Raw genomic sequence first — 24,244 nt, forward strand, 5'->3', positions numbered from 1 at the left:
GGGATCAGTTGGCTTCGGCTGACCGGGCGGCCTTCACCTTGACGAACCGGTCCGACAGCCGCCGGATCCGGATCATCAGCGCGGCCGTCGGGCTGGTGCTGCCGTCGAGATAGCCGTCCAGCTCCTCGGCCGTGACACCGATGCGGGACGCGAACTCCTGCGGGGCCAGACCCGACCGCTCGATCAGCAGCCGCACGTGGCGAGCCACCTCGGCGCGCTCGTTGGCCTCCAGGTGGGTGCGGGCACGCTCGAGCACCTCCCACAGCGCCTTGGCGATGCCGTAGGGCCGGGTGCCTTCGAGGACCTCCTCGACTTGGCGGGCGGTCCGCCCGTACGGGTCGCGCTTCAACGCGCCGGCGATGCGCTTCCAGGTCGCGATGTCACCACCCTGCAGGGCGGAGCGGATGGCCGCGGTCGGCCAGAACTCCACCGGCTGGTCGGGGTCCTGGAAGCCCCCGGACGGCCCGTTGCCGCGTGGACGCTGTTCGGGGCCCGGCCGGTGGGGCGGCGGTGCGGGGCGTCGGTCGGGTGCCAACGTCACCTCGCCTCCTCCAGCATCGCCACGGCCACGGAAAGGCAGCGCTGCCTGATTCCCTCCCAGTCCGTGTTAGCGTCCGCTTCAGATCCCTGGTCTTCGGGGTAATCGCAAGGGTCGGGATCTGCGAGTCGGCGGACCAACTGGGTGGCAATCCACTGCCGCCTGGTTGATTTACAACAGTAATACCTGTCCATTCCTGCCAGCACCACCGCGGCGGTCTCGGGCTCCAACGAATCGACCATGTCTGCAAAATCGGCATAGTCGCGCCGACTGTTACGGCACATGATCAGGTAGCCCTTGAGCCGCAGGGTCTCGGCGCCGGTCGGCACCAGCAGCCGGTCGCCGGTTGGCAGCTGCACGTTGGTGGTCTCCACCGGGCTGCGCCGCTCGTAGCTCGGCCCGTCGCCGGCCGCGGTGTCGGTCTCGCTTTCCAGTGCGTCGATCGCGACCGACAGGCGCCCCCGCCACAGTGTCACTGGGTGAACGGGCCGGTCCACCCCGACGATGGCCTTGGCGATGCCGTTGCGCGAGGTCAGGCCGCCGACCAGCTTCTTGGCCGCCAGGGAGCCGTTGGTGTGGCCGTTGGTGCCGGGCTTCTTGTCGGCGCCCACGCCGACGCTGACCTTCTCCTCGCTGAGGGCGACCTGGTGGGGGATCTGCGCGGGTCCCAGGCCGCGGGTTTGGTCCTCGTCCGGGCCCGACGACGCCTGCGCGGCGTTGCGGCCGCAGCCGGTGAAGGCGAGCGGATCGGTGACGCAGATGGCGTCGGGCGCCAGGTGCTTGAGCTTCGCGGCGGACTTGAGCACCATCCGCAGGTCGGCGCTAGGCGCCACCAGCGCCGAGATGTCGTCGGGGATGACGACCACGTCGCCGAGGTCCACCTCGGGTAGCGGCCGGTCGAAGTCGACCGACGGCAGCACCCGCGACAGCCACGCCGGCAGCCACCAGTTCCACTGGGCGAACATCGCCATCAGCGCAGGCACCATCACCAGCCGCACCACGGTGGCGTCCACCGCGATCGCCACCGCGCACGCGACGCCGATCTCGGCCACCAGCGGCATCCCGGCGAACGCGAAACCGACGAACACCGCGATCATGATCAGCGCGGCGCTGGTGATGGTGCGGGCGCTGGTGCTCACGCCGTAGGCCACCGCGTCGCGGGTGTTACCGGAATGCAGGAAGCGCTCCCGGATCCGGGTGAGCAGGAAGATCTCGTAGTCCATCGACAACCCGAAGGTCATCGCGAGCACCAGCGGGGGAACGGTGCTGTCGATCGAGCTGATCTGGGCGACGCCGAGATCCTTCAGCCACCCCCACTGGAACACCATCACCAGGCTGCCGTACGCCGCGGCGACCGACAGCAACGTCATCAGGACGCCCTTGAGCGCCAGGAAGACCGAGTGGACCGAGACCAGCAGCATCACGAACGCGATTGCCGCGACGATGGCCAGCACCAGTGGCTCCGTCGCCGAGACCTGGTCGTCGAAGTCCTTGATCAGCGCGGTCGGGCCGCCGACGTCGACGCGTGCCGTGCCCGCCTCGGGAACCTTGGGCAGCTGCGCGCGCATCCAGCCGACGGTCTCGCGGGCCTTCATGTCCTCGGGATCCACCGACAGCACCGCGGACAGCAGCGCGCTGCCGTTGTCCTCGGCGAACTGGGGCGGCGACACCGAGACGATGTTGGGTGCCTGCGACATCCGCTGGCGGATCGCGCCGACGGTGTGGCTGTGTTCGGGGGAGGCCGCGCCGCCGTCGGGGAAGTTGATCAGCACCCGGATGGGGCCCAGCGCGCCGGGGCCGAGGGCCTGGGCCGCGGCGCCCACCCCGGCGCGGATTTCGTGCGACGAGTCGAACTGCCGCAGCAGGCTGTTGCCCAGCACCATCGACGCCGCAGGCGCGGCCATCACGAGCAGCACCAGCGATGCCGCCAGCGCGGACACCCACGGCCGGCGCATCACCCAGCCGATCCAGCGGTTCCAGAACCGGGACTGGGTGCTTTCGGGCCGCCGCGACCAGTGCAGGAAGCCAGACCGCTTGGCGGCCGCGCGCCCGAACGTCGCCAGCGCCGCCGGCGTCAACGTCGTCGAGGTCAGCATGGCCACCGCGACGGCCAGGATGGCGCCGGTGGCCATCGACTTCAGCGCCGGGGTGTTGATCACATAGATCCCGGTGAGGGACGCGATCACGGTCATGCCGGACAGCACCACGGCGAGTCCCGAGGTGGCCATCGCGGCGTCGACGGCTTCGCGGGGCTGGCGCCCGGTGCGCAACTCCTCCCGGAATCGCATCAGGATGAACAGTGAATAGTCGACGGCCAGCGCGATGCCGAACATGGACACCGTCGAGGTCACGAACACCGACATGGTGGTGTACGCGGACAGCAGATAGACCAGGCCCATGGTGACCACGACCGTGCAGATGCCCAGGGCCAGCGGGATGGCGGCGGCGGCCAGCGAGCCGAACACGGCGAGCAGCACGATCAGGATGACCGGCAGGTTCCACTTCTCGGCTGCGGCGATGTCGTGCTTGGTGTTGGCCGCGGCGGCGGCGGACAGCGCACCCTGCCCGATGACGTAGAGCCGCACGCGGCCGTTCGCGGTCTGGCCGGGCTGGTCGCCCTTGATGCCGACCTTGGTGCGGAGCTGCTTGGCGACGTCGCTGGTGTTACGGGAATCCAGCCGCACCGACAGCACGTAGGGCCGGTCGGGCTGCGGGGGCCGCTGGGTGGGGTTGGGGATTTCCGTCGTGCCGGGGATCCCGGTGGCGATCTGCCGCAGCTGGGCGACGGCGTCGTTCATGTCCTGGTAGCTGGCGTCGGGACGCGGGGCGGCCACTAGCGCCAGCGACGATCCGCCCTGGTCGTGATAGAGCTCCTCGAGCTGGTCGTGCACGGCCAGCGACTGCGATCCGGCCACGTCGAATCCGCCGCCGGTGAGGTTGCCCGACTGCGTCAGGGCCAGGTAAACCGCCGGAACCAATGCCAGCAACCAGCCCGTGAAGACCAACCAGCGGTACTTACGCAGGCTGCGGCTGAGGCGCATCATTAACTGCTGGATTTTGTCGCTCCCCGGTTCTCACGTAAGGCGTGCTGGCGACGATACCGCAGCAGCCTGTGGATTATGCGGGCTTATCTAGTTCCTGAGCTGCGGCGACGGCGTTGTTGCCAAGACGCTGCGAAGTCGTTGTGAACCGGTGACCAAGCGGGATTTCGGTCACATATCCCACCGCGGCCTCCGTTCGGACTGGCAGGGCTGATATCGGCGATGGCAGTATGTCGGTGGCCCGCGAGGCCCCCGGGGGATTCTGGGACGCTTTCGTTGCCTGGGGCCGTCTCATCGCAGTCGTTTGCGAGGCGCCGATTCGGCGGACCGTCGCAAACTCCTAAGGAGTTGTCCATGACGAGAGCCACCGCCGGACGGGGTCGCAAAATCTTCGCCGGGCTGATCGCCGCCACGGTGCCCGGTGTAGCCGTCGCGGTGCTCGCCGGAGCCCCGGCGACCGGTGCCAACGACCCGTGCGCGGCCAGTGAGGTCGCCCGGACGATCGGCTCGGTCTCCAAGTCGATGGGCGATTACCTGGATTCGCACCCGGAGACCAACCAGACGATGACCTCGATGCTGCAGCAGCAGGCGGGGCCGCAGTCGGTGAACGGGCTGAAGTCCTACTTCGACGCCAACCCGAAGGTCGCCGGTGACATGACGTCGATTGCCCAGCCGTTGACCAACCTGTCGCTGCAGTGCAAGCTGCCGATCTCGATCCCGCAGGCGATGGGGCTGATGCAGCAGGCGCAGGGCGCGGCCGGTGGGCTGCCCGCGCCGCCGGGGAACCCCGCGGGCGCTTGGCCGCTGAGCGGGACCACCGGTGGCGCCCCGGCCGCCGCGCCGCAGCCGGCGCCGCCCCGGGCGACCAACCCGCTGCCGGGGCCGTCGCGCGGCAACACCGTCGGCTAAGCCCTCGTGGCGACCCGCTTCGTCCGGCTTGGACTATGCGGCGACCCGCTGCGCCCGGCTACGCCGCGCTTGCGATCGCCGCGGCCGCCCTCGGATCGCCACTAGGGCTGGCCCTCGGCCTCCGGATTCCGGTCGGGCGGCAACGGCCCCTGCAGCGCGGTGTCGGTCGGGTCGGCCGCGGGGTCACGCTGCACCGGCACGACCGGTAGCGGACCCGTGATCGGGTCCTCGTCGGAGTCGGCGATGTTCTCGGTGCGGAACACGAAGAAGAACACCACCCAGCCGATCGCAGAGATCAGCAACCAGCTGATCAGCCGGTAGATCAGCATGGCCGAAATCGCGTTGGGCAGCGACATCCCGCTGGACACCAGGCCGGGCACCAGCACCGCCTCGACGATCAACAGGCCGCCGGGCATCAGCGGGATCGTGCCGACCGCGCGGGCGGCCGCATACGCCACCGTCAACCCGGCCACCGAGGCGTGATCCCCGGCGGCGTAGGCGGCGAAGCCCAGGCAGGCCACGTCGGCGATCCAGTTGAACATCGACCAGCCGAACGCCACCCCCAGGTCGCGCCGGCCCAGGCTCACCGATTCCAGCTGCATCAGCGTCTCGCGCCACTTGCCCAGGCCGGTGTCGGCCGGCCTGCCGCGCACCGAGTTGACCCACGCCAGCACCCGGCTGCCGATGCCGTCGATCAGCTCCGGTCGTGACGCGACGGCTTGCGCCAGCAGCAGCAGCGCGACGAAGCCACCGAGGGTGAACAGCAGCGAGAAGGGGTTGTTCTTCGCGCCCAGCAGGAAGGCGCCGCCCAGCCCGAGCAAAGCCAATCCCACCGCCTGTAGCACACCCGACATCACCAACTGCCACGACGCCACCACGGTCGAGGCGCCCCACAGCCGCTGCTGCCGGAACAGGAAGGTCGCCGACAGCACGGGCCCGCCGGGCAGGGTGGTGCTCAGCGAATTGGCGGCATAGAAGGCGGCCTCGGAGCGCAACTGCTTGACGTGCACGCCGGCCGACTTGAGCAAGGTGCGCTGGATCTGAGCGAAGCTGTGCATCGACGCGGCCGCCGCCGCCACCGATGCGAGCAACCACCACCAGTTCGCCTCATACAGGCTCATCCAGGCTTTCGCCAGCTGATGCCAGCCCAGCGAAACCTCGACGGCAAGCACGATGGCAACCGCTCCGAGGATCACCCAGCGCGCCCACCAGTACTTCCCGCGCGGGGTTTCTTCGCGCGGGAAGTCGAGATTGCGGGCGGGTGCGTCGGGCGGCACGTGAATTAGGGTAACGGTGCAGGTGGCGCAGCGATCGCTGCGCATCGCCTACCGTGTCTGGGAAGTTCCGGGGTCGTAACCGGATCGTGCCGACGGCGAGGGCTCCGGCCGACGCGCCGACCGCCGAAGCCGCGTCGAGACACGTTTGACAGTGCGCGGCGCCGGATAGGCTGGCCAAATGTCAGCAAACGCCGACGATGCGTCGGTCGAACCCCTCGTCCGCAAGACCGCAGCCTGGGCCTGGCGTTTGCTGGTCATCCTGATCGCAGTGCTCGCCCTGTTGCGGGTGGTGGAAAAACTCGAAATCATCGTCGTTCCGGTGCTGGTGGCGCTGCTGCTGAGCGCATTGCTGGTGCCCGTGGTCGACTGGCTGGACAAGCGGGGCCTGCCCCGAGGCGGCGCGGTGGCCCTGGTGCTGCTCGGCGGCTTCGCGATCCTGGGCGGCATTCTGGCGTTCGTCGTCCTTCAGTTCATCGACGGCCTGCCCGGCCTGACCGAGCAGGTGACCAACAGCATCGAGTCGACGCGCCGCTGGCTGATCCACGGGCCGGCGCACCTGCGCAACGAACAGATCGACAACGTGGGCAACGCCGCAATCGAGGCGCTGCACAACAATCAGGCGAAGCTGACCAGCGGCGCGCTCTCCACCGCGGCCACCGTCACGGAACTGGTCACGGCGGCGGTGCTGGTGCTGTTCGCACTGATCTTTTTCCTCTACGGCGGGCGCAACATCTGGCAGTACGTCGTGAAGATCATCCCGTCGCACGTGCGCAACCGGGTGCACGAGGCCGGCAATGCCGGATACGGGTCGCTGATCGGGTACGTGCGGGCCACATTCCTGGTGGCCCTGACCGACGCGGCCGGGGTCGGCGCGGGTCTGGCCATCATGGGTATCCCGCTCGCGCTGCCGCTGGCATCGCTGGTGTTCCTGGGTGCGTTCATCCCGCTGGTCGGTGCCTTGATATCTGGCCTGGTGGCCGTGGTGGTCGCGCTGCTGGCCAAGGGCATCGTGTATGCGCTGATCACGCTGGGCGTGCTGATCGCGGTCAACCAGATGGAGGCCCATCTCCTGCAACCGCTGGTGATGGGCCGCGCGGTCTCGATTCACCCTCTCGGGGTGGTGCTCGCCATCTCCACCGGCGGAGTGCTCGCCGGGATCGTCGGCGCCCTGCTGGCGGTGCCGACGGTGGCGTTCCTCAACAACGCGATCCAGGTGTTGTTGGCGCCCGATCCGTCCGCCGAAGCCGAGAAGCAGACCGAGGACGCGGACGAGAAGACCGCGATCCTGCAAGCCGAGCCCGACCAACCCGAGCACGAATCCGGCTGAGGCCCAACCATTTCGGGGCCGTAACGGCGCGGGTGCGCCTACCTACATCCGTCCCTCGCGGCGCAGTAGATCCGCAGCGGACAGGCCGCCGCCGGAGCGCCGGCGTTGCCGCGCCGGGTCGCCGTTCTCGCCCTGTTCGTGCGTGTGCACCTGCTCGGTGGCCGCGTTGGGGTCGTTGCCTTCGGCGCGCATTTTCGGCAGGGCGGTGGTGGGTTCGGCGGCGTCGCTGTTGTCGTCAGCCTGGTTGCCGGGAACCGGGATGGCCCTCGTCTGATCGCCGGACGGCGGTGCCGCCGGGCCGGGGGGCCGCTGGGGAGCCTGCGGGGCGGAGTTGGTGGCGGGACGCGGGTCGGCCGGCCGGTCACGGCCGGGTGCGCCCTGTGCGGAGAAGCGCGTCGTCTTGGCTTCGGTCGGCTGGCTGGGCCGGGCCGGGATGCGCGTGGTGCTCGCGGCCGGTTCCTGCGCGGGCCGCGGATCCGCCGGGCGTGCGGGACGCGACGGTTCCAGCGCTCCGGGGTGGGTCGGGTCGTGCGGGGGCCGCGGCGCCGCGGCGACCAGGCTGGCCGCAACCGGCGGTCGCGCGGGCCGGCCGTTGAGCGTGGGCCGCTTGCGCTCGTCGGGCAGGTCGATCTCGCCGAGCCCGATCTTGTTCTGCAGGCGGCGGGCCCAGCGCGGCGCCCACCAGCAGTCGTCGCCGAGCAGCTTCATCACCGACGGCACCAGGAACATCCGGACGACGGTGGCGTCCAGCAGCAGCGCCGCCATCAGACCGAAGGCCAGATACTTCATCAGCACCAGGTCGGAGAACACGAACGAACCGGCGACCACCGCCAGGACCAGCGCGGCGGCCGTGATCAGGCGTCCGGTGGTCGCCGTCCCGATCCGGATGGCCTCGGCCGTCGACATGCCGCGTTCGCGCGCCTCGACCATGCGGGAGACCAGGAACACCTCGTAGTCGGTGGCCAGACCGAAACCGACGGCGACGACCAGCGCGATCACCACAACCATCAGCGGGGTCGGGGTGAAATTGAGCACCCCCGACAAGTGCCCGTCGACGAAAATCCAGGTCAGGATGCCCATCGTCGACCCCAGCGTCAGCGCGCTCATCACGGCGGCCTTGACGGGCAGCACCACCGAGCCGAATGCCAGGAACATCAACAGCATCGTGGCGCCGAGCAATAGGACCAGCATCAGCGGAGCCTTGTCGAACAGGCTGTGGATGCTGTCCTGCTCCAGGGCCGGGGTGCCGCCGACGTAGAGGTTCAGTCCCTTCGGGGGGTTCACCGCCCGCAGTTCATTGATCTTCTTGGCGGCGTCGTTCTTGTTGAGCAGGCCGTTCTGGATCACCCGCACCGAGCCGTCCTTGGGCACCGTGGTGCCGTTCGGCCCGGCGACGCACGGGTTACCGGCGATGGTCGGGCAGGCCCGCTCCTCCCATTGCTTGTCGGTGAACCCGCCGATCGAGGAAATCCGGTTGCGGATGTCGGCCACCTGCTGGTCGGTCACCTTGCTGCCGTTGGTGCTCTGGATCACCATCGTCAGCTGCTCGGTCCGGTAGCCCGGGAATCGCTTGTCGAAGTGTTCCTGCGCCAGGCGCACCGCGTTGTCCGGCGGCAGGTACTTCTCGCTCATGCCACCGAACGACAGGTTGCCCAGCGGGATGACCAGCAGGATCATCCCGACGGCGATCGGGATGGCGAAGGCCAGCGGCCGCTTCATCACCCAGTTGACGAGCTTGCCCCAGAAGCCGGCCTCGACCTCTTCGCGGGTCTTGGTCTTCTGCAGCCGGTCGGCCAGCCAATTCAGGTAGGCGCGCGACCACTTCCAGTTCCGCAGGAACGGCACCCGGAACGCGGTCCGCACGCCCAGCGCGTCGACGTGGCGGCCGAGGATGGCGAGGCACGCCGGCAGGAACGTGATCGACAGCACCGCCGCGAGGCCGACCGCCGCGAAGATCGCGTAGGTCAGCGAATGCACGAAGCCCTGCGGCAACACCAGCAGGCTGGCGCTCGACGCGATGATCAGCACCGCCGAGAACGTCACGGTGCGCCCGGCCGTCATCACGGTTCTTCGTACCGCGGCCTCGGTGTCGTAGCCCTCGGCTATCTCCTCCCGGAACCGGCTCACCACGAACAGCCCGTAGTCGATGGCGATGCCCAGGCCGATCAGCGACACCACCGGCTGGGCGAAGAAGTGCACCGGCCCGAACACGGCGACCAACCGCAAAATGCCCAGCGAGCCCGCGATGCTCAGGCCGCCCACGATGGCCGGCAGGCCGGCGGCGACCGCACCGCCGAACACCAAGAACAGGACCACCGCCACCAGCGGTACCGCAAGGACCTCCATGCGGCGCTGGTCGGTGGCGATGGTGCCGGTCAGGGCGTTGGCGATCGGCTCGAGGCCGGCGAGTTCCACGGCGCCGCCGCCGAGCTTCTGCAGTTCCGGCTGGATGGCCTTGTAGTTGTTGAGGATGCTGTCGTCGTCGTTGCCCTTCAGCGGGATGGACACGAAAGTGTGCTTCTTGTCCTCGCTGACCATCCCCTTGATGAGCGGGGGCGCGTCGGCGGGATTCGCCAGTGCCAGCCAGCCGGCCCACCCGACGACCTGGTCGGGATGGTCGGCCTTGAACTTGTTGAGCTCGCCGATGATTTTGTTCCGCCACGCCGGGTCGTCGACCGTTTTTCCGTCGGGGGCGGTGAAGGTGGCCACCACGTGGCTGGTGCGGTCGCGGCCGTAGGTCTGGTCGCCCAGCACCGACGCCTTCACGGATTGGCTGCCGTCGTCGTAGAAGCCGCTCTGTGTAACATGCTTGCCCAGGCTGATTCCGAAGACGCCGCCCAGCAGACACAGAGCTACCGTGACCCCGATCACGATGTACCGGTACCGGTACACAGTTCGACCCCACCAGGCGAACACGCAAGCTCCTTACTGGATCGTTAACGACCCGCGCATTGGTTTTCCAGTGTCACACACGCGCGGTCAGCAGCGCGGAGAGCGGCCGGAACGGCTGCAGCCACGCACCCTGGTCAGGCAGCGAATCTAGGCCGATCCGCGGCAACGGTTCCCGGAAGACACCAGCGATATCCTCCAGATCAACGAAGTCCAAGGTATCCGACGCTAGCGCCCAACTCGCGTGTTCGCGAAATCCGATCACCTGGACGCCGACCCCGCTACGTGCGATGTCTTCCAGCGGGTGACGAAACGCCTGACCGTCGGCGGACGCCACCACCAGCGCCGCCAACCCCTGGGTGCGCCGCAATTCGATATGGGCCAGCATGTCGCGGTCGACATCGCTGTCCTCATCGATCTTCGGCTTGGCGAACACCGCGAACCCCACGTTACGAAGCGCGTCCACCCAGGGGCGGACGACGTCGGCGCTGCCCGGCGCGATGTTGGTGAACACGGTGGCCTCGGGTTCCACGACGACGCCGGGGCGGCCGGCGCTGACCTCGGCCGTGCGCGCCAACAGCCAGCGCCCCAGGGCGTCGAACCGCGGGCGTTCCAGGGCCGTCGGGCGGCGGCCCAGGATGGAGCCCAGCCCCATGTCCAGGTTCGGGGCGTCCCATACCAACAGCACGCGTTGACCCGGGGGAGAGAAGCCGCCCAGCTCGTCGCCGGTCAGCACCGCCGGCGGCGCGACGGGTTCGGCCCCCGCCGCGGTCTCTTCGGTCAGGCTCATACTCATCGCCTACTCATCGTCTACGCCAAATGAATTCGGTGACGGCACTGCCCGCTTCTTGAGCCTTCGTCTCGTACTTGGTGGTCGGGCGCGCGGTCGAGATCGGCAGCGCGCTGTCGGGATTGACCGGTTGCAGGCTGGGTTCCGCGCCGACCTCCGCGATGTGCTCGGCGTAGCCGGCGTGGTCCGTCGCAACGTGCAGGACACCACCAGGGAGTAGCCGGTCGGCTATCAAGCCAATCGTGCCGGGCTGCAGGAACCGCCGTTTGTGGTGCCGCGCTTTCGGCCACGGATCGGGAAAGAAGACGCGGACGCCGGTCAGCGAAGCCGGCGCGATGAGGCGTTGCAGGACCTCGAGGGCGTTGCCGCGGATCAGCCGGATGTTGCTGACCTTGTCGCGGTCGATCGCACAGAGCAGCTGCGCCAGCCCGCGCCGGTAGATCTCCACCGCGACCACATCGATGTCGGGTTCTTCCTTCGCCATCGCCAGCGTGGAAATGCCACTGCCGCAGCCGATTTCGAGCACCACCGGTGCCTGCCGCCCGAACCAGGCGCGGGTATCCAGCGTGGGTTCGGAGCTATCGGGTTCGTCGGGTGCGGCGCCCACCGACAGGCCGAGCTCGGGCCAGCGCCGTTCCCAGGTCTGGCGCTGCGCATCGGACAGGGCCGATCGTCGCGATCGGAACGCCGTGGCCGGGAGGTAGCGCTGGTCGGGGCGGTCCGGGCCCCCGGTCGGCGTGTCGGCAGACATCGCCACCCCGCGCTGCGCATGCATTTGTCCATGGTGGCCTATGAACCTTGGATGTATCCGCCCCTGGTCCGGATTGATACCCAACAGTTGCCTTCAACTGGTAACTCATTAACGGTGGCTCGCTTCTTGGTGACGCGGATGCCACCATTCGGTGGGACCGCCCGGCCCCGGCGCTGCATCCGGTAGCGGCGACGCGGCCGGGTATGGGGGTCATCCGGACCGAACAGGCGGGATATGAGGGGACAAGGACACCAGAGTTTCGTCGACGAGCTGGCGCGCTTTGCGGCCGGCCACGCCGACCCGCGTCTGACGGCAATCGCGCAGCGATCCGCCGCGCCCCTGCGCGTGGTGGTGCGCGGCCGTCGGGGGGTCGGCTGCCGCACCGTGCGCCGCGCCCTGGACGGCGCGGGACGCGCGGCGGGCATCGCAGTCGTCCATCCGGGGACCGAGCGCGACGTCGACGCGGTGGTGTACGTGATCACGGAGGTGGTCAAGCCCGAGGACACCCAGGCGATCGCCCAGGTCTCAGGGGCCGGGCGCCCGGTGCTGGCAGTGCTGAACAAGGCCGACCTGGCGGGCTCGCTGTCCGGGCGGGGCGGCGACGGCCCTATCGCGGCGGCGCGCGCCAGGTGCACGGAGCTCTCGGCGCTGATCGACGTGCCCATGGAACCGATGACGGGTCTGCTCGCGGTCGCGGCGCTGAACGACCTGGACAGCGCGCAGTGGACGGCGCTGTCCGGGCTGGCCGCGCACCCCGGCACCGCGTGCTTTGACGGCTCCTTCGCCGCATTCCTGGCCGCCGACGCCCCGGTGCCGACCGAGGTGCGCCAGCGCCTGTTGGACACCCTCGATCTGTTCGGCACCGCGCTGGCGGTCGCCGCGTTCCGGCAGGGCCGCACCCCGGCCCAGGTGCTGACCCTGCTGCACCGGATGAGCGGCGTCGACGCCGTCGTGGCCCAGATCGGCGCGCTGGGCGCCGAGGCGCGTTATCAGCGCGTGTTGGACGCCGTCGCCGAACTCGAGGCGCTGGCCGCCGGGGGCGGCACGCTCGGCGAGCGCATCAGCGGGTTCCTGTCCCGCGACGACACCGTCGTCGCCCGGATGGCGGCCGCCGTGGATCTGGCCGAGGCCGCCGGGCTGGAGCCGGGCGATCCGCAGCACCTCGACGCGAATCGCGACGCGTCCTCGCACCTGCCGCGCGCGGTGTGGTGGCAGCGCTACAGCCGCGCGTCGGCCAGCGAACTGCACCGCGCCTGCGGCGCCGACATCGCCCGCGGATCGCTGCGGTTGTGGTCGCAGGCCTGCGGGTCCCTGCCGGGAGGATCCTGGTGAGCGCCGAGACAAGCGACGATCCCGTCGCCGCGGTGGACGCGCTGGTGGCCGCCGCGGGTCCGGGACTGGATCCGCCGGCGATTCAGCGCTGCGACGTGGTGCTGGTGACCGGTCCGTGGATGGCCGGGGTCACTGCTGTGGCCGACGCCCTGCGGAAGCGGCTGCCGCAGCACAAATTCGTGGAGTCGACCGACCTGGGGCCCGGCGAAGAGCCGACGGTCGTGGTGTTCGTCGTGTCGGCGGCGGCGAACCTGACGCCGTCGGACTGCGCGCTGCTGGACGCCGCGGCCGAGCACACCGATGCGGTCGTCGGTGTGGTGTCCAAGATCGACGTGCATCTCAACTGGCGCGGCATCGTCGCCGCCAACCGCGACTCGCTGGCCGCGTACGCGCCCCGCTACGGCCGGGTGCCCTGGGTGGGTGCGGCGGCCCTGGCCGACCTGGGCGACCCCGACGTCGACGACTTGGTCGACGCCGTCTCGGCGCAACTCGACGACCCCGATCTGGCGCGGCGAAACAGGTTGCGGGCGTGGGAATCCCGGCTGCAGACGGTGGCCCGGAGGTTTGACCGCGAGGTCGAGGGGTCGGGCCGGCGGGCCCGGGTCGAGACGCTGCGCGAGGAGCGCAGCGCGGCGTTGCAGCAGCGGCGTCAGGCGAAAAGCGAGCGCACCATCACGCTGCGCAGTCAGATCCAGCAGGCTCGGGTCGCGCTTTCCCACTCGGCACGTAACCGGTGTGCGACCGTGCGCACCGAACTGCAGGAATACGCGGCGGGTTTGTCGCGGCGCAATATGTCCGGCTTCGAGGCGGTCACCCGCGACCAGCTGGACGGGGCGGTCGCCGAGGTCAGTGAAGCCACCGACACGCAACTGGCCGAGGTGGCGCAGGCGATGGATGTGCCGATGGAGCTGCCGCCGCTCGAGCAGTTGCCGGCGGTCGACGTCTCGCCGCCGCCGCTGAAATCGCGCCGCCAGGAAACCTGGCTGACGATCCTGCTTGGCGTCGGATTCGGCCTCGGGGTGGCGCTGACGCTGAGCCGGCTGATGAGCGGGCTGGCCTCGCGGCTGAACCCCGCGCTGGCCGTCGTCGCGGCCGTGGTGTGCGTGGCGATTTCGGTGGGGCTCACCTTGATGGTGATCAACATCCGCGCGCTACTGCACGACCGGGCTCTGCTGGACCGCTGGGCGGGCGACGTCACGGCCTCGCTGCAGTCGGTCGCCGAGCAGCTGGTCGCCACCCGGGTGCTGGTCGCCGAGTCGGTGTTGAGCAAGGCGTTGCTCGCCCAGGACGAGGCCGAGAACGCGCAGGTGTCCGCCTCGGTGGGCGTCATCGACACCGAATTGCGCGAGCACGCCCTGGCCGCCGCGCGGGCCTCGGCCGCGCGCGATCGGGACATGCCCGCGGTGACGGCGGCCCTGGCGGCCGTGCGTGCAGAACTGGGAGAACCGGGTATACGAGAAGACGAAAGTCACTCCGAAAACGCCGCCGGTGACGAGACCGATAAACTCGCTTCGAGGAGCGAAGATGACAGCGCGTCGGGATCTTCTGAATCGTTGTTGTGAGAAGGCTTATACCTGCCCGAGACTCACCCGACAAGGTCCTCACGATAACCTGTAGTTAACGCCACCAATTCCTTAATTGTGTGGGCGAGAGCATAGCGAGCGACACCAGCCCGAGACGCAGAAGAATCCAGGAGAGTTCGATGACCTCAGCGACCATTCCCGGTTTGGACACAGCACCCACGAACCACCAGGGCCTGCTGTCATGGGTGCAGGAGGTCGCCGAACTCACCCAGCCCGACCGGGTGGTCTTCGCTGACGGCTCCGACGAGGAGTTCAACCGGCTGGCCACCCAGCTGGTCGAGGCGGGCACGTTGAAGAAGCTCAACGAGAAGAAGCACCCCAACTCCTACCTGGCGCTGTCCGACCCGTCCGACGTGGCGCGCGTGGAGTCCCGGACCTTCATCTGTTCCGAGCGCCAGATCGACGCCGGGCCGACGAACAACTGGATGGACCCGTCCGAGATGCGGTCCACGATGACCGACCTGTACCGCGGCTGCATGCGCGGCCGCACCATGTGGGTGGTGCCGTTCTGCATGGGCCCGCTGGGCGCCGACGACCCCAAGCTGGGCGTGGAGATCACCGACTCCGAATACGTCGTCATCTCGATGAAGGTGATGACCCGGATGGGCAAGGCCGCCCTGGAAAAGATCGGCGACGACGGATTCTTCGTGAAGGCGATGCACTCGGTGGGCGCGCCGCTGGAGCCGGGCCAGAAGGACGTGCCGTGGCCGTGCAACGACACCAAGTACATCACCCACTTCCCGGAGACCCGCGAGATCATGAGCTACGGCTCGGGCTACGGCGGTAACGCGCTGCTGGGCAAGAAGTGCTATTCGCTGCGCATCGCCTCGGCGATGGCCCACGACGAGGGCTGGCTCGCCGAGCACATGCTGATCCTCAAGCTCATCTCCCCGGAGAACAAGGCCTACTACTTCGCCGCGGCGTTCCCGTCGGCGTGCGGCAAGACCAACCTCGCCATGCTGCAGCCGACCATCCCGGGCTGGCGCGCCGAGACGCTCGGTGACGACATCGCCTGGATGCGGTTCGGCAAGGACGGCCGCCTGTACGCGGTCAACCCCGAGTTCGGTTTCTTCGGCGTCGCGCCGGGCACCAACTGGAAGTCCAACCCCAACGCCATGCGCACCATCGAGGCCGGCAACACCGTCTTCACGAACGTGGCGCTCACCGACGACAACGACGTGTGGTGGGAGGGCCTGGAGGGCGAGCCGCAGCACCTGACCGACTGGAAGGGCCGCGACTGGACGCCCGATTCCGGCGAGAAGGCCGCGCACCCGAACTCGCGCTACTGCACCCCGATGTCGCAGTGCCCGATCCTGGCGCCGGAGTGGGACGACCCGCAGGGCGTGCCGATCTCGGGCATCCTGTTCGGCGCGCGCCGCAAGACGACGGTGCCGCTGGTGACCGAGGCGCGTGACTGGCAGCACGGCGTGTTCATGGGAGCCACCATGGGCAGCGAGCAGACCGCCGCCGCCGAGGGCAAGGTCGGCACCGTGCGCCGCGACCCGATGGCCATGCTGCCGTTCCTGGGCTACCACGTCGGTGACTACTTCCAGCACTGGCTCGACCTGGGCAAGAACTCCGACGAGTCCAAGATGCCGAAGGTGTTCTTCGTCAACTGGTTCCGCCGCGATGAGGACGGTGGTTTCCTGTGGCCGGGCTTCGGCGAGAACAGCCGGGTGCTCAAGTGGATCGTGGACCGTATCGAGCACCAGGCCGGCGGCCAGGACACCCCGATCGGCATCGTGCCGGCGGTCGACGACCTGGATCTGGACGGCCTGGACGTCGACGGCGGCGACGTTGCCAAGGCGCTGGCGGTCAACGCCGCCGAGTGGCGCGAGGAACTGCCGCTGATCGAGGAGTGGTTCGAGTTCGTCGGCGACAAGCTGCCGACCGGCGTCCGCGACGAGTTCGAGGCGCTCAAGCAGCGGCTGTCCGAAGCGAGCTGATCCCGCTCGGCGGTGGTGAGGCAGGCCTTAGCCGCTAATCGACTGCTGCCGTAGCGATCTCGGCAGGTACATTGCTCCCGATCCGGCGCTGGCCGCGAGGTCGCCCGGATTGGAGATGGCGCAGCGCTTCAGCGACAGGCAACCGCAGCCGATGCACGAGTCCAGGTTGTCGCGCAGCGCAATCAACCCGGCGATCTGGTCGTCGAGTCGCGCGCGCCAGGTTTTGGACAGCCGTCCCCAATCGGCGCGGGTCGGGGTGCGGCCATCCGGAAGTGTGGCGAGCGCTTCGGCGATCTCATCCAGGCTCAGTCCGACGTTGCGAGCGGCCTTGATGAAGGCCAGGCGCCGCAGCATCTGACGCTCGAAGCGGCGCTGGCCGCCGGCGGTCCGGGTCGCCGTGATCAGTCCCTGGCTTTCATAGAACCGGATCGCCGATGCCGCGAAGCCGCTGCGGTTTGCCATCTCACTGACGGTGAACAAGTCTCGCTTATTCATTGCGGTCTCCCCGGATTCGTGACTTGACTTAAAGTTTACTTTAACTATCACTATGGGGGGATGACTCAACCCAAACAGCAACCCGTCGCGATCGTCACGGGCGCCTCACGCGGCTTCGGCAGGGCGGTTACCGCCGCCCTGCTCGACCGTGGTTGGACCGTCGTCGGCGATGCCCGACGCGCCTCTGAACTGGAAGCAACTGTCCGAGAACTGAATTCGAGGAATTTCATCGCGCTGCCCGGTGACGTCACCGAACCGTCGCACCGAGCCGAGCTGGTCGCGGCAGCATCCCTCGGGCCACTCGGCCTCTTGGTGAACAACGCCAGCCGGCTGGGACCCAGCCCGCAACCCGTCCTCGCCGACTACCCTGCGAACGAGTTGTGGACCGTGTACCAGACCAACCTTTTCGCGCCGCTGGCCCTGATCCAGGCCACGTTGCCGACGCTGGCCGAAAACGGCGGCGTGATCGTCAATCTGAGCTCTGACGCCGCCGTCGAACCGTACCCCGGCTGGGGCGGGTATGGCTCGTCGAAGGCCGCGCTCGACCAACTGACCGCCGTCCTTGCCGCCGAGACGCCCGCGGTGCGCGTGTACGCCTTCGATCCCGGCGACATGCGCACCGAGATGCACCAGGCCGCCTTCCCGGGCGAGGACATCTCCGACCGTGCGCAGCCGGCGTCCGTCGTGCCGGCCCTGCTGCGATTGCTCGACACGCGCCCGGCCGCTGGCCGCTACCGTGCCGCGGATCTGGCGCTATCGGGAGCGCAGCAATGACCGCTCCCAGGGCGCTAGCGAGCCCGCAGACACACTTCCGCCGCGAGCCGACGTCGGATGCCACCGAGCCGCCGGAGGTCCGCGGCGTCGCCAGGGACGCGGTGAAGCTGCTGGTCGCCCGGCCGGCTGGGGTCAACCATGCGCGTTTCACCGACCTCGGTGACTACCTGCGGCCGGGCGATCTCCTCGTGGTGAACGACTCGGCCACCCTGCCCGCCGCCGTCGATGGCGATCGCGCCGGACGGCCGATCGCGATCCACTTCTCCACGGCACTCGCCGCCTCGGTCTGGGTGGTCGAACTCCGGCAGGCGGGCAACGCGACGGGGAATCTGACCGACGTCCGGCCGGGCGAACGCATCGAAATGCCGGGCGGCGGGGCGCTGGTCATCGAGTCGTCCTACCCGCAACCAGGGATCACCGGGGCGCGGTTGTGGGCCGCGCGAGTCCTTGTCGAGGGTGACGTCGCGTCATATCTGGCCCGGCACGGCCGGCCCATCCGGTACTCGTATGTGCCGCGGCCGTGGCCACTGCACTACTATCAGACGGTCTTCGCCAGACAATCCGGTAGCGCTGAAATGCCAAGTGCGGCGAGGCCGTTCAGTACAGAACTCGTCACCGAGCTGGTGGCCGCCGGCATCGCGATCGCGCCGGTCACGCTGCACGCGGGGGTGTCGTCGGCGGATGCGGGCGAACCACCGGTCGCCGAACCCCTCCACGTGCCCGCCGCGACCGCGCGACTGGTGAACTTCACGCGCGCGACCGGCGGACGGGTGATCGCGGTCGGAACGACGGTGACGCGCGCTCTGGAGTCCGCCGCTACCGCCGACGGCGTGGTGCGGCAGGTGAACGGCTGGACTGATCTGGTGCTTGGGCCCGACCGGCCGTGTCGTGTCGTCGACGGCCTGGTGACCGGCTGGCACGATGCCGGCGCCTCGCACCTGTTGTTGCTGGAGGCGGTTGCCGGTCCCGAGCTGGTCGCCAGGGCGTATCGGGAGGCGGTGGAACACGGCTACCTGTGGCATGAATTCGGCGACAGCGCGCTGCTACTGCCCCGCGAAGCGACCACTTAACACCCGTCAAGTTTGGCGGCGGTACAGTCTGCGCATGCAGATCCGCCCCTATATCGGCGCAGACAAACCTGCTGTCATCCTGTACCCGTCCGGAACGGTGGTCACCTTCGATGACCTCGAGGCCCGTGCCAATCGACTGGCGCACCGGTTCCGCGAGGCGGGTCTGCGCGAGGGCGACACCGTCGCCATCCTGATGGAGAACAACGAGCACATCCACGCGGTGATGTGGGCAGCTCGTCGCAGCGGCTTGTACTACGTGCCCATCAACACCCACCTGACCGCGGCAGAGGCGGCCTACATCGTCGACAACAGCAGCGCGAAGGCCATCATCGGCTCGGCGGCGCTGCGTGACACCCTCGCCGGCCTGGCCGAGCATCTACCCGGTGGGCTACCCGAGCTACTGCTGATCGCCGATGGCGACCTGCCGGGCTGGGAGCGTTACCCCGAATGCGTTGCCGCACAGCCCGATAGCCCGATCGACGACGAGATCGAGGGCGACCTGCTGCAGTACTCGTCGGGCACCACCGGCCGGCCCAAGGGGATCAAGCGCGAATTGCCGCACGTGCCACCGGCCGAGGCGCCCGGCATGATGTCCGCACTGGTCGGTTTCTGGATGACGCCCGACTCGATCTACCTCAGCCCGGCCCCGCTGTACCACACGGCGCCGTCGGTGTGGTCGATGAGCGCGCAGGCCGGCGGCATCACCACGGTGGTGATGGAGAAGTTCGACGCCGAAGGCTGCCTGGACGTCATCCAGCGACACCGCGTCACGCACGGCCAGTTCGTCCCGGCGATGTTCACCCGCATGCTGAAACTGCCTGAGCGAGTGCGTCATTCGTACGACCTATCCAGCCTGCAGCGGGTGATGCACGCCGCGGCTCCGTGCCCGGTGGAGATCAAGAAGCAGATGATCGACTGGTGGGGGCCGATCATCGACGAGTACTACGCGTCCTCGGAAGCGCACGGGTCGACACTGATCACCGCGGAAGAGTGGCTGGCGCATCCGGGTTCGGTCGGCAAGCCCATGGGGGGCGCCGTGCACATCCTCGACGAGCACGGCAACGAGCTGCCGCCCGGGCAGGCCGGGGAGATCTACTTCGAGGGCGGCTATTCCTTCGAATACCTCAACGACCCAACGAAAACCGCCTCATCGCGCGATAAGCACGGCTGGGCCACTGTCGGCGACATCGGCTACCTCGACGACGAGGGCTACCTGTACCTGACCGACCGCCGTCACCACATGATCATCTCCGGCGGGGTGAACATCTACCCGCAGGAGGCCGAGAACCTTCTGGTCACCCACCCGAAGGTGCTCGACGCCGCCGTGTTCGGGGTGCCCGACGACGAGATGGGCCAGCGTGTCGTGGCGGCCGTGCAGACCGTCGAGGATGCCGACGCCACCGACGAATTCGCCGACGAGCTGACGGCGTGGCTGCGAGACCGGTTGGCGCACTACAAGTGCCCGCGATCGATCGCCTTCGAAGCGCAGCTGCCGCGCACCGACACCGGCAAGCTCTATAAGAATGGGCTGATCGAGAAATACTCGGTGTGACCGATGCTCCGGGTGGTCGACCTGTCGAGCGCGCCGCAGGACGGCCCGCCGTCGCCGCCCGGGGTGATCGTCGCCGTCGGCTCGGCCGCTGACATCGCTGAAGCCGGATTCTGGCTTGACACAGCGACTTTCACGCTGACCGAGGATCCGTGCGCCGACCGGCGCGTGGTCACCGTCGATTCGGTGCCGGCGATCGTGGACGAGTTGACGGCGCGCTGCCGGCGCTGGCCACACGCCAGCGGCATCTGTGACGACGTATTGCGCGCGGTGGATCCGCGGGGCCCGACGCTGTCCGGAGTGCTGACGGAGTCGTTGGCGTACTCGACCCTGCAGGCCGGCCCGGAGTTCGCGCGTTGGTTACGCGAGCGCGGCCCGGTCCGCATGCCCGAGATCCCCGACCCGGTGCGGGCGACCCGCGACGGCGACATCGTGCGGATCGAGTTCAACCGCCCGCAACGGCACAACGCGTTCTCGACCGATGCCCGCGCCGCGCTGTTGGAGGCGCTGGCGGTGGCGCAACTGGATCCCTCGGTCACCGGCGTCGTGTTGAGCGGCAACGGCCCGTCCTTCTGCAGTGGCGGTGACCTGGCCGAATTCGGCACCTTCGCCGATCCGGCGAGTGCGCACCTGGCCCGCACCCGCCACAGCCCCGCCCTGGCGCTCGATGCGCTGGCCGCCCGGCTCGGCCGCGCGTGCCGGGCCGAGGTGCACGGCCGGGTGATGGGCAGCGGACTGGAGATGGCGGCGTTCTGCGGGTGGGTCAGCGCCCGCGACGACGCCGTGTTCGGGCTACCCGAACTGGCGTTGGGGCTGCTCCCGGGGGCGGGTGGCACCGTCAGCGTCACGCGGCGGATAGGCCGTTGGCGCACAGCGTATCTCGTGTTGTCCGGCCGCACCCTCGACGCGGCGACCGCGACGTCCTGGGGGCTGGTCGACGAGACCTGCGATCAGAAGCCCGGATAGGTGGTGGTGGTCGTGGACGGGATGGACGACACGATCGCCGCGAACATGGCGAACCACAGCACGACGCCGATCACCGCGGCGACGGCACCGACCACCGCGCCGATGATGGCCCACTTCTTGGCGTTGTTGGACGCCTCGTGGGCCTCGGCGTACCGGCCTTGAGCCCACAGCCCGGACACCTTGGTGGAGTAGACGATCGAGACGATCCCGAGCGGGAGGCAGCACAGCACCGTACACAGGATCGCCCAGACCAGATAGTTCTCCGGCTCCTGCCAGCCCGGCTGGGGGGCCGGCCATCCCGCGGGTGGCGGTTGGCCCTGCCACCCCGGTGGCTGCTGAGCCTGCCACCCGGCGGGCTGCTGGCCCTGCCATTCCGGTTGCTGGCCTTGCCATTCCGGTTGCTGCCCCGGCCATTCTGGCGAACCTCCGGGCGGCACGGGGGGATAACTCATGGCGGCTGCCTTTCCCTGTAATTCCCTCGGCTGGCGAACAGCTTTACTTCCATACCGGTTCGCCGGCCGGAGAGGTCAGGCAAATATACAGCAAACTTTGTTCTCGGGCCGTGAGATTGGTGAGCGGATCAGATCCCGCCCCGCGTCACCAGTTGCCGGGCAATCACATTGCGCTGGATTTCGTTGGTGCCTTCACCGACGATCATCAGCGGCGCGTCCCGGAAGTAGCGTTCGACGTCGTATTCCGTGGAATAGCCGTAGCCGCCGTGGATTCGCACCGCGTTCAGCGCGATCTCCATGGCGATTTCGGAGGCAAACAATTTCGCCATCCCGGCTTCCATATCGCAGCGTTCACCGCTGTCGTAGCGCTCGGCGGCATAGCGGGTGAGCTGGCGGGCGGCGGTGAGTTTGGTCGCCATGTCGGCCAGGTAGTTTCCGATCGACTGGTGCTGCCAGATCGGCCGGCCGAAGCTCTCGCGCTGCTGGGCGTAGGCCAGCGCGTCTTCCAGCGCGGCGGTGGCAACGCCCAGGGCGCGGGCGGCCACCTGGATGCGTCCCGTCTCGAGCCCCTTCATCATCTGTGAAAAGCCTTCGCCCGCAACGCCGCCCAGCAATGCCTTGGTGGGCACCCGGAAGCTGTCGAACGACAGCTCGCAGGACTCGACGCCCTTGTAACCCAACTTCGGCAGGTCCCGCGACACCGTCAGGCCTGGCCCGTGCTCGACGAGCACGATCGAGATGCCCGCATGCCGTGGCCTGGCGTCGGGGTCGGTCTTGCACAGCAGGGCGATCAACCCGGAACGGCGCGCGTTGCTGATCCAGGTCTTGGACCCGTTGATCACCAGGTGATCGGCGTCGTCGGGGTCGGGCAGCGCGGTGGTCATCATGTTCTGCAGATCCGAGCCGCCGCCTGGCTCGGTCAGCGCCATGGTGGCGCGCACCTCGCCGCTGGCCATTCGCGGCAGGTAGGTCCGCTTCTGGTCCTCTGTGCCGAACAATGCCAGCAGCTTGGCGACCACGGTGTGCCCGCCCATCGCACCGGCCAGGCTCATCCAGCCGCGCGCCAGTTCCTCGGTGACCCGCACGTAACAGGGCATGGACACCGGCGAACCGCCGTACTCCTCCGGAACGGCCAGACCGTAGATGCCGATCCGCTTCATCTGCTCGATCCACGCCTCGGGGTACGTGTTGGCGTGCTCGACCTCGCGAATGCCCGGCTTGACATCGCGGTCGATGAACGCCCGCACCGTGGCGACCAGCATCTCTTCTTCGTCGTTCACCTGTGATCACCCTCCAACGCTGATCGTGGCGACCCGCTTCGCCCGGCTTCGCCGCGCTCGCGATCGCCACGAATCCCTGCTGGTGGCGACCCGCTTCGCCCGGCTTCGCCGCGCTCGCGATCGCCACGAATCCCTGATGGTGGCGACCCGCTTCGCCCGGCTTCGCCGCGCTCGCGATCGCCACGAAGTTGACCCTCGATTCCACAGCCTGCCAGCATGGGGCGTTGTGACTAGTGACGGGTATGCGGGGATTCGCGAGGGCGGGCCGTACTTCGACGACCTCGCGGTGGGGCAGGTCTTCGACTGGGCGCCGTCGATGACGTTGTCGCCGGGGCTGGCGGGCGCGCACCAGGCGATCGTCGGAGACCGGCTAAGGCTGGCGCTGGACGCCGATCTGTGTGGGGCGGTGACGGGCCTGCCGGCGCCGCTGGCGCATCCCGGGCTGGTGTGCGACGTGGCGATCGGGCAGTCGACGCTGGCGACCCAGCGGGTGAAGGCCAACCTGTTCTATCGCGGTCTGGTGTTTCACCGGTTCCCGGTCATCGGCGATTCGCTCTACACCCGCACCGAAGTGGTTGGCCTGCGGGCGAATTCGCCCAAGCCGGGCCGGGCGCCGACCGGGCTGGCGGCGCTGCGGATGATCACGATCGACCAGGCCGATCAGCTGGTGCTCGACTTCTACCGGTGCGGCATGCTGCCCGCCAGCCCGGATTGGCAGCCCGACCAGAACGGGTCAGTGCCGCACGACGACCTGTCCGCCATCGGCACCGACGTGCCCGGCCCGGCCCACGATCCGACCGCGCAGTGGGATCCCGCGGTGTTCCGCGACAAGGTGCCCGGTCCGCATTTCGATGCCGGCCTGGCCGGTTCGGTGTTACGCAGCACCGCCGACGTGGTCAGCAGCGCTCCAGAACTCGCCCGGTTGACCCTGAATATTGCTGCCACGCATCATGATTCGAGGGTCGGCGGCCGCCGGCTAGTGTACGGCGGCCACACCATCGGGCTGGCACTCGCGCAGGCGAGCAGGCTGTTGCCCAATCTGGTGACGGTCCTGAACTGGCGGTCCTGCGATCACACCGGGCCCGTGCACGAGGGCGACACCCTGTACAGCGAGCTGCACATCGAATCCGCCGAGCCGACCGATCACGGGGGCGTGCTGGGGCTGCGGTCGCTGGTGTACGCGGTCGGCGACACCCCCGGTGAGCCGGACCGTCCGGTGTTGGACTGGCGGTTTCACGCGCTGCAGTTCTGAGGCCGTCGTGCGCCACGCGCACA

Annotated in this window: 19 protein-coding genes; 10 read left to right on the plus strand and 9 right to left on the minus strand. The window is 68.8% G+C overall.

Annotated features, from left to right (window positions below; genetic code table 11):
• Positions 1–4 precede the first annotated feature (4 nt).
• Together ACZYVJ_RS16380 and ACZYVJ_RS16385 are read right to left on the minus strand one after the other, a co-directional pair.
• Positions 5–541 (minus strand): XRE family transcriptional regulator, encoded by a 537-nt coding sequence (locus ACZYVJ_RS16380; protein ID WP_463831985.1) that lies wholly within the window; start codon positions 539–541, stop codon positions 5–7.
• On the minus strand, positions 538–3,582 hold the full coding sequence (locus ACZYVJ_RS16385) for an MMPL family transporter (protein WP_463831986.1): 3,045 nt from the start codon (positions 3,580–3,582) through the stop codon (positions 538–540). The genes ACZYVJ_RS16380 and ACZYVJ_RS16385 overlap by 4 nt, the downstream gene beginning before the upstream one ends.
• Positions 3,583–3,933: 351 nt before the next feature.
• On the opposite strand from ACZYVJ_RS16385, the gene ACZYVJ_RS16390 reads away from it, so the two are divergent.
• On the plus strand, positions 3,934–4,488 hold the full coding sequence (locus ACZYVJ_RS16390; RefSeq protein WP_463831987.1) for a hemophore: 555 nt from the start codon (positions 3,934–3,936) through the stop codon (positions 4,486–4,488).
• Positions 4,489–4,589: 101 nt separating this feature from the next.
• Here ACZYVJ_RS16390 and ACZYVJ_RS16395 read toward each other — a convergent pair whose 3' ends face one another.
• Positions 4,590–5,765, minus strand: coding sequence for a lysylphosphatidylglycerol synthase transmembrane domain-containing protein (locus ACZYVJ_RS16395; protein ID WP_463831988.1), 1,176 nt, complete (start codon positions 5,763–5,765; stop codon positions 4,590–4,592).
• A gap of 178 nt (positions 5,766–5,943) precedes the next feature.
• On the opposite strand from ACZYVJ_RS16395, the gene ACZYVJ_RS16400 reads away from it, so the two are divergent.
• A complete protein-coding gene (locus ACZYVJ_RS16400) occupies positions 5,944–7,092 on the plus strand; it encodes an AI-2E family transporter (protein WP_463831989.1) in 1,149 nt (382 codons plus the stop codon).
• Between the two features lie 42 nt (positions 7,093–7,134).
• Here the strand turns inward: ACZYVJ_RS16400 and mmpL3 are convergent, their stop codons facing one another.
• Genes mmpL3 through trmB form a run of 3 tightly spaced genes read right to left on the minus strand, consistent with a single transcriptional unit; the run spans position 7,135 to position 11,564 of the window.
• A complete protein-coding gene (gene mmpL3 / locus ACZYVJ_RS16405) occupies positions 7,135–10,008 on the minus strand; it encodes a trehalose monomycolate exporter MmpL3 (RefSeq protein ID WP_463831990.1) in 2,874 nt (957 codons plus the stop codon).
• A 49-nt stretch (positions 10,009–10,057) separates the two neighbouring features.
• Positions 10,058–10,771 (minus strand): NYN domain-containing protein, encoded by a 714-nt coding sequence (locus ACZYVJ_RS16410; protein ID WP_463831991.1) that lies wholly within the window; start codon positions 10,769–10,771, stop codon positions 10,058–10,060.
• A gap of 13 nt (positions 10,772–10,784) precedes the next feature.
• The gene (trmB, locus tag ACZYVJ_RS16415; RefSeq protein WP_463833020.1) at positions 10,785–11,564 is read right to left on the minus strand and encodes a tRNA (guanosine(46)-N7)-methyltransferase TrmB; all 780 of its coding nucleotides are present in this window, start codon (positions 11,562–11,564) and stop codon (positions 10,785–10,787) included.
• A gap of 192 nt (positions 11,565–11,756) precedes the next feature.
• Here trmB and ACZYVJ_RS16420 point away from each other — a divergent pair, with 192 nt between their 5' ends.
• From ACZYVJ_RS16420 to ACZYVJ_RS16430, 3 genes are all read left to right on the plus strand, one after another.
• Positions 11,757–12,854, plus strand: coding sequence for a hypothetical protein (locus tag ACZYVJ_RS16420; protein ID WP_463831992.1), 1,098 nt, complete (start codon positions 11,757–11,759; stop codon positions 12,852–12,854).
• Positions 12,851–14,416 (plus strand): hypothetical protein, encoded by a 1,566-nt coding sequence (locus ACZYVJ_RS16425; protein WP_463831993.1) that lies wholly within the window; start codon positions 12,851–12,853, stop codon positions 14,414–14,416. Before ACZYVJ_RS16420 ends, ACZYVJ_RS16425 begins: the two co-directional genes overlap by 4 nt.
• A 140-nt stretch (positions 14,417–14,556) precedes the next feature.
• Positions 14,557–16,383: a phosphoenolpyruvate carboxykinase (GTP) gene (locus ACZYVJ_RS16430; RefSeq protein ID WP_463831994.1), complete on the plus strand. Its 1,827-nt coding sequence runs from the start codon at positions 14,557–14,559 to the stop codon at positions 16,381–16,383.
• 27 nt (positions 16,384–16,410) lie between these two features.
• Here the strand turns inward: ACZYVJ_RS16430 and soxR are convergent, their stop codons facing one another.
• Positions 16,411–16,878 (minus strand): redox-sensitive transcriptional activator SoxR, encoded by a 468-nt coding sequence (gene soxR / locus ACZYVJ_RS16435; protein ID WP_463831995.1) that lies wholly within the window; start codon positions 16,876–16,878, stop codon positions 16,411–16,413.
• 60 nt (positions 16,879–16,938) lie between these two features.
• On the opposite strand from soxR, the gene ACZYVJ_RS16440 reads away from it, so the two are divergent.
• The 4 genes from ACZYVJ_RS16440 to ACZYVJ_RS16455 are packed head-to-tail and all read left to right on the plus strand — an operon-like array spanning position 16,939 to position 21,237.
• Positions 16,939–17,652 carry an SDR family NAD(P)-dependent oxidoreductase gene (locus ACZYVJ_RS16440; RefSeq protein WP_463831996.1) on the plus strand — a complete coding sequence of 238 codons (714 nt, stop codon included), beginning with the start codon at positions 16,939–16,941 and terminating at the stop codon, positions 17,650–17,652.
• On the plus strand, positions 17,649–18,722 hold the full coding sequence (locus ACZYVJ_RS16445) for an S-adenosylmethionine:tRNA ribosyltransferase-isomerase (RefSeq protein ID WP_463831997.1): 1,074 nt from the start codon (positions 17,649–17,651) through the stop codon (positions 18,720–18,722). Before ACZYVJ_RS16440 ends, ACZYVJ_RS16445 begins: the two co-directional genes overlap by 4 nt.
• Before the next feature lie 34 nt (positions 18,723–18,756).
• On the plus strand, positions 18,757–20,274 hold the full coding sequence (gene fadD4 / locus ACZYVJ_RS16450; RefSeq protein ID WP_463831998.1) for a fatty-acid--CoA ligase FadD4: 1,518 nt from the start codon (positions 18,757–18,759) through the stop codon (positions 20,272–20,274).
• A gap of 3 nt (positions 20,275–20,277) precedes the next feature.
• The gene (locus ACZYVJ_RS16455) at positions 20,278–21,237 is read left to right on the plus strand and encodes an enoyl-CoA hydratase/isomerase family protein (RefSeq protein ID WP_463831999.1); all 960 of its coding nucleotides are present in this window, start codon (positions 20,278–20,280) and stop codon (positions 21,235–21,237) included.
• On the opposite strand, the gene ACZYVJ_RS16460 is transcribed toward ACZYVJ_RS16455, so the two are convergent.
• Entirely contained in the window at positions 21,222–21,689 is a 468-nt protein-coding gene (locus tag ACZYVJ_RS16460) for a CD225/dispanin family protein (protein WP_463832000.1), read from the minus strand. The two genes, ACZYVJ_RS16455 and ACZYVJ_RS16460, sit on opposite strands and share 16 nt — an antisense overlap.
• 128 nt (positions 21,690–21,817) lie before the next feature.
• Entirely contained in the window at positions 21,818–22,969 is a 1,152-nt protein-coding gene (locus tag ACZYVJ_RS16465) for an acyl-CoA dehydrogenase family protein (RefSeq protein ID WP_463832001.1), read from the minus strand.
• 226 nt (positions 22,970–23,195) lie between these two features.
• Between ACZYVJ_RS16465 and ACZYVJ_RS16470 the strand changes: the two genes are divergently transcribed.
• On the plus strand, positions 23,196–24,221 hold the full coding sequence (locus tag ACZYVJ_RS16470) for a MaoC family dehydratase (protein WP_463832002.1): 1,026 nt from the start codon (positions 23,196–23,198) through the stop codon (positions 24,219–24,221).
• Positions 24,222–24,244 lie beyond the last annotated feature (23 nt).

The sequence above is a fragment of the Mycobacterium sp. IDUB_3 genome (genome assembly GCF_055419585.1).